Annotated in this window: 9 protein-coding genes; 4 read left to right on the top strand and 5 right to left on the bottom strand. The window is 75.3% G+C overall.

Going from position 1 to position 11,919, the window contains the following annotated elements; translation table 11 throughout:
- Positions 1-26 precede the first annotated feature (26 nt).
- Complete coding sequence (locus tag B086_RS0126310) at positions 27-1,127, top strand: hypothetical protein (protein WP_018569429.1); 1,101 nt, start codon at positions 27-29, stop codon at positions 1,125-1,127.
- A 124-nt stretch (positions 1,128-1,251) separates the two neighbouring features.
- The gene (locus B086_RS0126315) at positions 1,252-2,277 is read left to right on the top strand and encodes a Gfo/Idh/MocA family protein (RefSeq protein WP_018569430.1); all 1,026 of its coding nucleotides are present in this window, start codon (positions 1,252-1,254) and stop codon (positions 2,275-2,277) included.
- A gap of 61 nt (positions 2,278-2,338) precedes the next feature.
- Here the strand turns inward: B086_RS0126315 and B086_RS0126320 are convergent, their stop codons facing one another.
- A complete protein-coding gene (locus B086_RS0126320; protein WP_018569431.1) occupies positions 2,339-2,752 on the bottom strand; it encodes an SsgA family sporulation/cell division regulator in 414 nt (137 codons plus the stop codon).
- Between the two features lie 849 nt (positions 2,753-3,601).
- Positions 3,602-5,095 (bottom strand): hypothetical protein, encoded by a 1,494-nt coding sequence (locus B086_RS0126325; RefSeq protein ID WP_018569432.1) that lies wholly within the window; start codon positions 5,093-5,095, stop codon positions 3,602-3,604.
- Positions 5,096-5,329: 234 nt separating this feature from the next.
- Between B086_RS0126325 and B086_RS0126330 the strand changes: the two genes are divergently transcribed.
- Positions 5,330-6,469: an aminoglycoside phosphotransferase family protein gene (locus B086_RS0126330; RefSeq protein WP_018569433.1), complete on the top strand. Its 1,140-nt coding sequence runs from the start codon at positions 5,330-5,332 to the stop codon at positions 6,467-6,469.
- A gap of 278 nt (positions 6,470-6,747) precedes the next feature.
- Entirely contained in the window at positions 6,748-8,748 is a 2,001-nt protein-coding gene (locus B086_RS0126335; protein ID WP_018569434.1) for an N-acetylmuramoyl-L-alanine amidase, read from the top strand.
- Positions 8,749-8,815: 67 nt separating this feature from the next.
- Here B086_RS0126335 and B086_RS0126340 read toward each other — a convergent pair whose 3' ends face one another.
- The 3 genes from B086_RS0126340 to B086_RS0126350 form a co-directional block, all read right to left on the bottom strand.
- The gene (locus B086_RS0126340; protein ID WP_018569435.1) at positions 8,816-9,313 is read right to left on the bottom strand and encodes a hypothetical protein; all 498 of its coding nucleotides are present in this window, start codon (positions 9,311-9,313) and stop codon (positions 8,816-8,818) included.
- Positions 9,314-10,520: 1,207 nt separating this feature from the next.
- A complete protein-coding gene (locus B086_RS0126345; protein WP_018569436.1) occupies positions 10,521-11,435 on the bottom strand; it encodes a universal stress protein in 915 nt (304 codons plus the stop codon).
- 135 nt (positions 11,436-11,570) lie between these two features.
- The gene (locus tag B086_RS0126350) at positions 11,571-11,813 is read right to left on the bottom strand and encodes a DUF397 domain-containing protein (RefSeq protein ID WP_018569437.1); all 243 of its coding nucleotides are present in this window, start codon (positions 11,811-11,813) and stop codon (positions 11,571-11,573) included.
- Between the last annotated feature and the right edge of the window lie 106 nt (positions 11,814-11,919).

An 11,919-nucleotide genomic window follows, 5' to 3' on the forward strand; every position in this document is an offset into this window, starting at 1 on the left:
ACGTGAATCGGCCCTATGGTGCTGTCATGGAGCACGATCTGAGTCCCGCGACCCTCGCCGAGCTGCGGCGCCCGCGCAGCTACCCCGCCGTGTCCGTGCTCACGCCGACACACCGCAGGGAGCCCGACAACGCCCAGGACCGGGTCCGGCTGCGCAATGCCGTGGCCGAGGCCAAGAAGCAGCTGGAGACCGATCCGGCGGTCACCCGGGAACGCCGCGCCGACGTCGAACGCCAGCTCGACGAGGCCCTGGCCGAGGTGGACCTGACCTACGCGGAGGACGGACTGCTGATCTTCGCCGCCCCCGGGGAGCACCAGGTGTGGTCGCTGGGCCGCAGCGTGCCGGAGCGGGTGGTGCTCTCGGACACCTTCCTCACCCGCAACCTGGTCTCCGCGAACGCCGCCGGGAGCCCCTTCTGGGTCCTGTCGGTCTCCGCCGACCGGATGACCCTGTGGAGCGGCGGCGGGGGCCGGGTCACCGAGGCCCGCACCGGCGGCTTCCCGCTGACCCGGGACCTCACCGAGAACTTCGACGCCGAGCGCCAGGAGCGGACCGGCGACGCGCCGAGCACGTTCCGCGACGAGCGCACCCGCCGGTTCCTGCGGGAGGCGGACGCCGCGCTGGGCGCGGTGCTGCGCGCGCGTCCGCGCCCGCTCTACGTCACCGGTGAGCCGGGCGCGCTGGCGGTCCTCGACGAGTGCGGCGGCGTCGCCCGGCACGCGGTGCACGTCCCGCACGGGGGGCTGGCGCACGCCACGCCCGAGGCCGTGCGGCGCGCGCTGCAACCGGTGCTCCGGGCGCGGGCCCGCGAGGAGACCGGCGCCGTCACCCAGGAGCTGGAGGCGGCCCGCGGGCGCAAGGAGTTCGCGGCCGGTGTCGACGAGCTGTGGCGCAGCGCCCGCGAGGGGCGGGTGCGGCTGCTGGTCGTCGAGGAGAACTACCGGGTGACCGTGCGCGACGACGCCGGGGACCATCTGATCCCCGCGGCGGGCGGCGACCTCGACGCCCGCGAGGACATCGTGGACGAGATCGTCGAGCAGTGCCTGGAGACCGGGGCCGAGGTGCGCTTCGTCCCGGACGGCACCCTCGGCGAGGAGCAGCGCATCGCCGCCGTGCTGCGCTACTGAACAGCGGCCCCGGGCCACTGGACCAGCGACCCCCGGCTCCCCTCAGGTCCCTCCTTGCGGGCGTCTACGCTACGGCGGAATCCGCCGACAAGCGCCGACTAGGGCCGACAAGGAGGGAGCGCACATGGGCGAGCTGCTGGGGGTGGCCGTACTGGGTGCCGGACACATGGGCGCCGATCACATAAGGCGTCTGGACCGGGTGGTGAGCGGAGCCAGGGTCGCCGCCGTGGCCGACCCCGACACCGCGCGGGCCGAAGCGGCACTGTGCGGCATCGGGGGCGCCTCGGTGCACGGCGAGGCCGAGGCCGCGCTGGCAGCGCCCGGGGTGGACGCCGTACTGATCGCCTCACCCGGTCCGGCGCACGAGGAGGCGCTGCTCACGGCCTTCGCGCGCGGTCTGCCGGTGCTGTGCGAGAAGCCGATGGTGCCGGACCCGGCCGGAGCCCTGCGGGTGGTGGAGGCGGAGGCGCAGCTCGGGCGGCGGCTGGCGCAGATCGGCTTCATGCGGCGCTACGACACCGGCTATCTGCGGCTCAAGGCCCTGCTGGACAGCGGGGAGTTGGGGCGCCCGCTGATGCTGCACTGCACGCACCGCAACGTCTCCTCGCCGCCGCACTTCACCAGCGCCATGCTGATCAACAGCTCGGTGTCGCACGAGATCGACGCGGCCCGCTGGCTGCTCGGGCAGGAGCTGACCGCCGTGACCGTGCTGCGTCCGGCGTCCTCCGCCCGGTCACCCGAAGGGCTGGCGGACCCGCAGTTCGTGCTCTTCGAGACGGAGCGGGGCGCGCTGGTGGACGTCGAGGTCTTCGTCAACTGCGGATTCGGCTACCAGGTGCGCTGCGAGGCGGTGGGCGAGACGGGCAGCGCGCGGATCGGCGACGACCACGGGATGCTCGTCACGGCGCGGGGCCGGGCACACGAGGAGGTGCCGCAGGACTATCTCGTGCGCTTCGCCGACGCCTACGACCGCGAGGTGCAGTCCTGGGTCGACGCCACGCGGGGCGGGCGGGTCACCGGTCCCGGCGCGTGGGACGGCTATGCCGCCTCCGTCGTCGCCGAGGCGGGCGTCCGCTCGCTGGAGAGCGGCGGCCGGGTGCCGGTCGCCCTCGCCCCGCGCCCGGGACTGTACGGGCCGGGCGGCCGCTGAGCGCGGGCACGCCGCGCGGGGGCGCCGTGCGCTGCGCGGGCACCGCGCTGTCCGGCGCGCTTCACACCGCGCCGAACAGCGCGGTCAGGCCCCGGTCGACGGCCGCGCCGACGTCCTCCTGGCCGGCCGCGACGACGGCGTAGCTGCGCAGCAGGAAGCGGTGGAGCGCCGGGGTGTCGAACTGGAGGAGGGCCATGCCCGACCTGGAGTGCAGTTCGACCGCCGTACGCGCGTCGCCGCAGGGCCAGAAGTGCACGTCGCCCGCCCCGGCCGGCTGGCCCAGCCCTTCTTCGAGCAGGGTGCGGGAGAAGGTCCAGGTCACCTCCTCCCCGTCCAGTGACGCCTCGGGCGGGAAGTCCACGTGCACGGCCAGCGGGTCCACGGAGGCGTAGCGGAGCGTGGCGGGGACGGGGAGTTCCTGCCCGTCCGCGGTGATCAGACGGGCGCGGGCGGACTGTTCGAGGGTGATGTCCATGGTCGGTCTCCCCTGCGGGTCGGAGGTCGGCCGTTCTGCCGTGTGTTCTTAGGAGCCCGCAGGTGCCGTTCGCATTACGCCTGACCGCCCCCCAATTCATGTGACCTGCGTCACTCCGGCCGTGCCGGACTCCCGCACGCCACCGGCGGGGGGTGTCGAGCTGTCGAACGCACACACGAACGGCGCCTCCGGCAGCTCGACGGTCCGTCAAAAGACGTAGACGGCATACGCTCAAGCCATCGGGTGCAGTACGCGGACGACGGAGGCCGAGCCGCTCCGAAAAGACTGTGGCATATGCCAGAAGCACCACCGTATCGGGTATCGCCGAATCCCTTACGGGCCGCCGTCCGCTGTGCCACAGTCGTAGCGGGTCCTTCTCTTCACGGGCCCGTCGCTTCCCGCGTCTGCCGTCTCGTCCCGCCTCTTTCCGCTCTTCCCGCGCGATCCCCGTCCCCGCATCGGAGTGCGCCATGCCGTCCCCCCTGTCCGCGGACCGCTCCCCCGGCCCACCGCCGGGGGAGCGCCCGGACCGGCGGGGGACGGGAGAGCGCCCGGCGGTACCGCACGCCGGACGCACCCTCCGGCCCCGCGGCCTGCCTCTGCCGCGCTCCGCTGCCGGGGCACGCCCGGACGGCGGCCAGGGGCCGGCGGCCGCCGGTACCGGCGCCGCGGTCCGCCGCCGCGCGCGACGCACGGCAGCGCCTGCGGGCGGTCCCGGAGAAGTCCGGTGCGAGCGTGCGCGAGGACGGCACCGGTGTGCTCGCCACCCGGATGACCTCCCGGCCGGCGTGACGGTGGTGGGATCGGTCCGGCACCCGCCCCTACGGCGGACGCGGCCGGGCCCGTGCGCTACACCGGCGTGCCGCCCGCGCCCTTGCCCCGGGGCCGGGGCATGGCGAGGCGGATCTCCTCGCGCAGCTCATGGATCCCCGGATATCCGGCGTACTGGGCGGTGAGCCGGTACATCTCGCGCAGCCGGTCCCAGGTGCGCCGCGAGGAGTTGGACCCCATCGACATCAGGGCCAGCCGCGCGTAGCGGTCCGCCTGCTCGGGGTCGTCCGCGATGAAGCAGGCCGAGGCCATGGACAGATGGTCGAAGATCTTCGACCGTTCACGGCCGTCGATCCGCAGCGCGAGCGCCTTCTCCGCGTAGTGCTGGGCGTGCACGGCCGCGTCCGGGTCGAACTCCGCCAGGGTGCGGTAGGCGAGCGCCTGCATCCCGTACAGGTCCTCGGCCTTGAAGGTCTGCATCCAGGGCAGCGGTTCGCCGTCGCCCCTGTCGGCGACGAACAGGTCCTCGGCCCGGCCGAGGGTGCGGCGCATGGCCTGTCCCTTGCCCATCGCGGCCTGCGCCCAGGCCTCGATGGTGTGGAACATCGCCTTGGTGCGCGGCTGGAGCCGGTCACCGGAACCGGACTGCGCGAGCTTCATCAGGTCCAGCGCCTCGTCGGGCCGGCCCAGGTGCACCTTCTGGCGGGCCGCGCGCGACAGCGCCTCGCCCGCGCGGGGCCGGTCGCCGCCCTCGCGCGCCGCGTGGGTGGCGATGACGAAGTACTTCTGGGCGGTGGGTTCCAGGCCGACGTCGTGCGACATCCAGCCGGCCAGGACGGCGAGGTTGGCGGCGACGCCCCACAGGCGCCGCTGGAGATGGGCGGGGTGGCGGTAGGCGAGCATGCCGCCCACCTCGTTGAGCTGGCCCACCACCGCCTTGCGCTGGAGGCCGCCGCCGCGGGCGGCGTCCCAGGCGCGGAACACCTCCACGGAGCGTTCCAGTTCCTCGACCTCCTCCGCCCCGACCGGGGCGGCGTCGTAGCGGTCGAATCCGGCGGGGTCGGCGTTGAGGGGGTGGTCGAGTGGGGGGGCGTCGCCCGTCAGGGCCGGTTCGGTGTGCAGCCAGTCGTGCAGGGCACCGCTGAGTGCTGATCCCGCGGTGAGCGCGGCACCCGCGCCCACCAAGCCGCGTCGGTTGAGCATGAGGTCCATTCCCGTGAATTCGGTGAGGACCGCGGCGGTCTGCTCGGGCGCCCACGGCATGCCGTCGGGATGTTCCGCTTCCCCGTCGCCCTGCCGTCTCCCTGTGCGCCCGTGCCGTACCAGACCGAGATCCTCGATGGTCACGACACGGCCGAGACGCTCGGTGAACAGGGCCGCCAGCACCCGTGGCACGGGATCGCGCGGGATCTCTCCCATGTCGATCCAGCGCCGTACCCGGGAGGTGTCGGTCGCCAGCTGGGGGTGGCCCATGGCCGCCGCCTGCCGGTTGACCAGCCTCGCGAGCTCCCCCTTGGACCAGCCGGCCAGGCCGAACAGATCCGCGAGACGGGCGTTGGGTTGTCCTGTCACGTCAAGCCCCCAGGTACTCGGCTGAGTTGACAGTAGCCCCGGTGAGAGTTGCCGGGCGACTATTCGCCAGGGTTCGCCAGGGCACGCCACATGGTGTGCCACGGGGCGACCGGTGTCAGGTAGGAAAGCGCCACCCCGACCCGGTCGCCAGGGACATTCCCCAGGGTGCACCCGGGCGTCCGGGCCGGGCAGCGCACTTCGAGCAGCAGGCACACGAAGGGATCTGTCTCGCCCATGTACGCAGCATCGTCCTCCGTGTCCGCCCCGCCCCGGCCGCTGCGTCCCCGTCCGGGCGTCGGCGGCCCCCTCCTCGACCCCGCGCGTCCGGCGGCCCCCGTGCTCGGCGTGGGCCGGCCGCGGCGCGCCGCGGGGCTCGGCACACCACCCCTCAGCGGGAGGCTCGACCTGTCCGGCCCGCAGGGCGCCCTCCTGCGCACCGCCCTCGCCTCGGTGCAGCGGATCTGTCCGGAGTTCGCCCCGGTCCAGGTGCTGCGCCGCAGCGGCCGCTCGGTGCTCCTGGTCGGCACGACCGGGCGCGCCACGGCGGTCGCCAAGTGCTTACTGGACCCGTCCCGCGAGTGGGCCGAGCGGTACCGCCACGAAATAGCGGTCTACCGCTCGTTCGTCCGGCACCGGCCCCCGGTCCGTGTGCCCCGGCTGATCGCGGCGGACCCGGACAACTGCACCCTTGTCATCGAGCGCGCGCCGGGCCGGGTGGCCGCGCTCCAGCGGCACCCGTCGCAGACGCCGCCGCGGGCGGACATCCGCGCGGCCCTGGGCGCGCTGTGCCGGCTGAACACCTGGCGGCCGCCCGCAGGGACGTTCGACGCCCCGCTGAACTACGCCGCCGAGATCGCCCGCTTCCACGAGCTGGGACTGCTCACCGACCGCGACATGGGCGACCTCCAGAAGCTGCTGCACGGCATCGCGCACGCGGCGGGCCGGCAGGGCATGGCCCAGTTCTGCCACGGCGACGCGCTGCTCGCCAACATCCTGCTCTCCCCGGCCGGACCGGTCCTGGTGGACTGGGAGCACGCGGGCTGGTACCTGCCGGGCTACGACCTGGCGACGCTGTGGTCGGTGCTCGGCCAGGCGCCCGAGGCCCGGCGGCAGATCAGCCAGTTCGCCCAGGCGGCCGGACCGGCGGCGCGGGACGCCTTCCTGGTGAACCTGATGCTGGTGCTGACCCGGGAGATCCGCACCTACGAGACGGCCGTGCAGCGTTCGATGCACGACCCGGCCCCGGCAGCGCCGGGCCTGCCCCACCCGGCCGCCGCCCCGGCCGGCGAGGAGCAGCGGCTGCTGCTGCGGCGGCTGCACGACGACTGCCAACTGGCGCGCCGGGCCGTGCGCGCCGCGGTCGGCACCCGCTGACAGTGCACGAGGGAGGTCCGTGGCACCCCGTCGGGACGGGCGTGCCGCGGACCTCTTTCGTGTGCACAGCGGCATAGGTGTACGCCGATCACAGGTGTACGCCACTGACGCGCCGCAGGCCCGCGCGGCGCCGCGGCGAAACTCGCCGGGCCCCGGCCTGACATGGGAAATCGCCGCCTCGCGCGCATGATTGACGGATCGTCGGACAGCCGGTACCACTGACCCACGCCGGCCCCGCACGCCCCGTCACGCACGCCCGAGCGCCCCAGGAGGCAGCATTGCGAGGATCCGTCAGCGACTCCGACGCCACCAGGGGCCGCAGAGCCACGCCGGGGCGGGCCGCCGCGCGTACGGCGGGCGGTGCCCTCGCCTGCGCCGCGCTGCTGCTGCCGCTGCTGGGCGCCCCGTCCGCGGGTGCCGCGGACGACACCGGCCGGCTCCAGCGGGCGTTCTCCGCCGCGGCCGGGCGCTACCACGTACCGCTCAGCGTCCTGCTGGGCGTCTCCTACCTCCAGTCCCGCTGGGACGGGCATGCCGGGGCGCCGAGCGTGAGCGGCGGCTACGGCCCGATGCACCTCACCGACGCCCGGACGGCGCTGGCCCGCGCCGGGGAGCACCACGGCACGGGGGACGAGGACCCGCGCGGTGACGGTGCCCGCCCCGCCCTGCACCCGGCGGCGCCCGCCGCCGTACCGGCGGACTCCGCGCTGCCGGACCGGCTGAAGACCCTGACCCGGGCGGCCACCCTGACCGGGACGCCCGCCGAGCGGCTGCGCGCGGACGCGGCGGCCAACATCGCGGGCGGCGCCGCCCTGCTGGCCGACGCGCAGCGGCGGCTGGGCGAGCCGCTGAGCGCGGACCCCGCCGCCTGGTACGGGGCGGTGGCCCGGTTCTCCGGCGCGCAGGACAGCGGCACGGCGGCGGCCTACGCCGACGACGTGTACTCCGTGATCCGCTCCGGTGAGCGGCGTACCACGGACGCCGGGCAGCGCGTCGTGCTCACGGCCCGGCCGCGGCTGGCCCCCGACCGGGCCCTGCTGGCGCGGACCGGCCTCGCACCGGCCTCCTCGGCCGGGACGGAGTGCCCCGCCTCGGTGTCCTGCGAGTGGGTCCCGGCGCCGTACCAGGAGTTCGGCACCGACGACTACGGCAACCACGACCTGGGCGACCGGCCGAGGTCCGAGCGGATCCGGTACATCGTCATCCACGACACAGAGGGCCGCTGGGACGGGGTCCTCAATCTGGTCCAGGACCCGACCTATGTGTCGTGGAACTACACGCTGCGCTCCACCGACGGGCACATCGCCCAGCACGTGAACAACAAGGACGTGTCGTGGCACGCGGGCAACTGGTACGTCAACGCCACGTCGATCGGGCTGGAGCACGAGGGCTTCCTCGCCGATCCGGACGCCTGGTACACGGAGGCGATGTACCGCTCGTCGGCGCGGCTGGTGCGCTATCTCGCCGGGAAGTACGGCATCCCGCTGGACCGGCAGCACATCCTGGGGCACGACACGGTGCCGGGGACGACCGCCGGGACCATCCCGGGCATGCACACCGACCCCGGCCCGTACTGGGACTGGCGGCACTACTTCGAGCTGCTGGGCCGCCCCTTCGTGCCGACCGCGGGCAGCGGCGGCGGTCTGGTGACGATCCGCCCGGACTACGCGGCCAACGGGACGGAGTACACGGGCTGTGTCACCGCCGGGACACCGTGCGCGGCGCACGGCTCCAACGAGGTGCGGCTGTACACCCGGCCGGACGCGTCCGCCCCGCTGGTCAAGGACATCGGGCTGCGTCCGGGCGGCGGTGACTCCACGACCGATGTGAACGACGTGGCCTCGCGGGCGGAGACCGGCCAGCAGTACGCGGTGGCCGGGCGGCAGGGCGACTGGACGGCGATCTGGTACCTCGGCCAGAAAGCCTGGTTCCGCAACCCCGCGCGGCAGGCCACCGCGGTGAACGCGGCCGGGCTGGTGGTCACGCCGAAGCCGGGCGTGGCCGACGTGCCCGTGTACGGCAGGGCGTACCCGGAGAAGGAGGCGTATCCGGCCGGGGTGCCGGTGCAGGCCGTGACACCACTGCCGTACACGCTGCCGGCCGGCCAGGAGTACGTGGTCGGGGACGCGGTGCCCGGCGAGTACCTCTACTCGGTCACGTTCACCACCGACTCGCACCGGGTGGTGGTCGGCAAGGACCTGTACTACGAGATCCAGTTCGGCCATCGGGTGGCGTTCGTCCGGGCGGCGGACGTACAGGTGCGGCCCTCGGGCCGGTGACCGCGTGCGGGGCGGCCCCCTCCGGGAGGGGGCCGCCCCGCACGGGTGTGCCGGTCGGCTGCTCTGCTCAGCCCTGCTGGAACAGCTCGGCGGGCAGCGGCTTGAGCAGCGCGTACAGGTCGTCCGTGATCGGACGGTCCCAGGCGGCGATGGTCACCAGGACGCCGTCGCTGCGGTCGAACTGGACGCAGGAGATCCGGCTCTCGGAGAGCTTGAGGCGGCGCACGATCAGCAGATTGTCGCCCTGGAGCACCGGCATGTCCTCGGTGCCGACGACGGTGATCTCCTCGTCGTTCTCCAGGGCCAGCAGCAGCTGGGCCACCTCGAAGGGCACCTCGCCCTCGGGGACCTCGCGGGCCGGGGAGCCCTCGGGGAGATTCCCGATGATCATCGCGGTGCCGCGGCCGCCGAAGAGGTCGTAGCGCAGGAACACACCCTGGCAGGTGCCGTCGGGCGCGGGCAGCAGCCCGGCGCCGAGATTGCCGGGCCAGTCGCCCGGGTCCATGGCCAGAACGTCGAAGTCGGGCCCGGCGGGCGTGGCGCTGCGGCGACGGAGGAACGACATGCCGCCATGGTACGTGCCCCGGCGTGCCGCGCGACGTGCGGGCGGCCTCCGTCCGGGGCGGACCTCACCCGGAACCGGCCGGTCCGCCGTCGCGGCGCCGCCGGTGGTGACCGGGGGGCGGACGGGGCGGAGGGGGCGGGGCAGACGCGCGGCGGTGCGCGGTCGGGGTCCGCGAGGAAGGAGGCGGCGGCCTGGGCGAGCGCCGCGGTGAGGTCGGCCGGTGCCGTGGGCCCGGCGCAGGGCACCGGGCGAGGAACGGGCCCCCGTGCTCGGTCCGGTGGTTCGGCGGTCCGGCGGTCCGGTGCGGGACGGGCATGGTGGGGGTGCGCGCGGCGGCGTCGAACCGTTCGACCGCTCCGGGCACGGGCAGCAGCCGGGTGGCGTCGGCGGGGAAGGGCGGGGAGGGGCGGGGCGCGGCAGACCGGAGGGGCGAAGAGCGCCCGCACGGCGGCCGTCGGCGGGGTACGCCCCGGCGCCCGGGAGGACGTCCGGACGGCCCCGCACCCGGGCGGCGAGCCCGGCGGCGTCGGCGGGCTCGTCCAGGACACCGCCGACGCCGTCGTAACGGAGGGTCAGCACGAGATCGGGCACGAGACGGGTGTCCCTGCCGGGCGGTTCCTGTGTGCGGGCGGTGGTGGACGGGCCGGTGCCCGTTGATCCGACCGGATGCGCCCGCCGGTCCGGCGAGCGGTGCCGGGCCGGCCACCGGGCCACCGGGCGCGGCGCAGCGGCCCGCCGCGCCTCCCGGTCGGTGGCACGGTGTACCCCGCCGACCGGGCCGGGACCGGCCCCGGCCCCGCAGTCCGGTGCCCGTCGAACCGTACGGATGCGCCCGGCGATCCGGCCGCCGCCGGGCCGCCGGGCGTGGTGCACAGCGGCCCGCCGCGCCTCCCGGTCGGTGGCGCGGTGTCCCCCGCGGTCGGTCCGGGACCAACCCGCGGCCCCGGCGTCCGCCGGTCCTCCGCCCGTCCGCCGGTCCTCCGCCCGTGCGGCGGACCTCGGCACCCGGCCCCGCCTCATCGCGCCACCTCCCGGTGCACGCCCGCCCCGGCCGCCCGGCCGGGGCGGGAAGTCACCGCACGGCCGTCACCGCACGGCGCCCCGCGTGACGCGTCACCGTGGGCCGGGGCCCCGGCCCACGGCGGCGGAAGGCGGAGCCCGGCCGCCCTCGCCCGGCCGCCGCAGCGGCGCAGCCCGGCGGTGCGCGTCACTCCTCGGGCGGGGACGGCGGGATCACCGCGACGGGGCCGGGGGCGTGCAGCAGGACCGCCTGGGTGACGGAGCCCATCATGCGCGCGGGGGCCAGCAGGCGGCGGCGGTGGCGGCCGACCACGACGAGTTCGGCGTCGCGGGAGGCGCCGACCAGCCGGCCGGCCGCGTCACCGGGGAGAACCTGTACTTCGGCCGGTACGTCGGGGTGCCGGGTCCGGTGCGGGGCGAGGAAGCCGTCGGCGAGGGTGCCGACCTCGCTCTCCACCTCGTCCTGGGCGATCACCGGCATGGGCACTTCCCCCGCCGCCGCTCCCCAGGTGCGCACCGGCCACGGATAGGCGGTGACCACCTGGACGCGGGCCCCGCGCAGGGCGGCCTCGGCGAAGGCGAAGGCCAGCACGGCGTCGTCGGGGCTGTCGACGTTCAGACCGGCCACCACCCGCGGCCCGGGGGCGACGGCCGGGGCCTCGTCGTCGTCGACCTCGCGTCCGGGCCGGGGCACCACGACGACCGGACACTCCGCGTCGCGCGCGGCGGCCAGGCCGTTGGAGCCCAGCAGGAGGCTTCTGAAGCCGCCGCGGCCCCGGGAGCCGAGCACCAGCAGCTGCGCGGTCGCGCCGAGTTCGGGCAGCAGGGCGCCGGGCAGCCCGTCGAGTCCGTCGTACCCGACGTCCGTCCCGGTGTCGCCCTGCGCCGCCACATGGGCGCGGGCCGCGTCGAGCACCTCGTCCCCGGCGTCCGTAGGCGGCCCGGTGACCAGGACGTCGGGCTGGGTCCAGGGGGCGTACTGACGGACGTGGACGACGCGCAGCGGCGCCCGGCGGCGCCGGGCCGCGTCCAGCGCCCAGTCGAGGGCGCGCAGGCTGTCGTCGGAGCCGTCGACCGCTGCGACGACCGGCGGAGTGCTCATGGGTACCTCATCTCCGGAGGGCGGCCTTCCCTGCCGCGCCAGCCTGGCAAAGGCGTCGGCGCGGACGGGGCTTTGAAGGTCGCGTGTCCGGAAAACCGGCGGGAACACCCCCGGTTCGGCCTCCGGCGCCCCCGCTCAGGTGAGGTCGAACTCCCCTTCCCGTGCTCCCGAGACGAACGCGCCCCACTCCGCGGGGGTGAAGATCAGCGAGGGGCTCTCCGGGCGACGGCTGTTGCGCATCGCGATGAACCCCTCGACGAACGCGATCTGGACATCCCCCAGGCCACGGCTGCTCGACTGCCACTCGGCGCTGGTGAGGTCCAGCTCGGGCTTGTCCCATCCCGCGAGCGGGTGCTGCTGGACAGTGCTCTCGGCCACGTCCGTGCTCCTCCCGATTCCGTCGTCCGCGGCTCAGCCTAGCGATCGGGTGGCATCGCCGACAGGCCATCCGCGCGGGGCGTCCGGCCGGTCGGGAGGGCCGGGA

The organism is Streptomyces sp. PsTaAH-124 (assembly GCF_000373685.1).
In the GTDB taxonomy this organism is placed as follows: Bacteria; Actinomycetota; Actinomycetes; order Streptomycetales; family Streptomycetaceae; genus Streptomyces; species Streptomyces andamanensis.

Excerpts from the sequence above, each read along its gene's own strand:
- B086_RS0126310 (WP_018569429.1), top strand. The coding sequence starts at position 27 with ATGGAGCACGATCTGAGTCCCGCGACCCTCGCCGAGCTGCGGCGCCCG.
- B086_RS0126315 (WP_018569430.1), top strand. The coding sequence starts at position 1,252 with ATGGGCGAGCTGCTGGGGGTGGCCGTACTGGGTGCCGGACACATGGGC.
- B086_RS0126320 (WP_018569431.1), bottom strand. The coding sequence starts at position 2,752 with ATGGACATCACCCTCGAACAGTCCGCCCGCGCCCGTCTGATCACCGCG.
- B086_RS0126330 (WP_018569433.1), top strand. The coding sequence starts at position 5,330 with ATGTACGCAGCATCGTCCTCCGTGTCCGCCCCGCCCCGGCCGCTGCGT.
- B086_RS0126340 (WP_018569435.1), bottom strand. The coding sequence starts at position 9,313 with ATGTCGTTCCTCCGTCGCCGCAGCGCCACGCCCGCCGGGCCCGACTTC.
- B086_RS0126345 (WP_018569436.1), bottom strand. The coding sequence starts at position 11,435 with ATGAGCACTCCGCCGGTCGTCGCAGCGGTCGACGGCTCCGACGACAGC.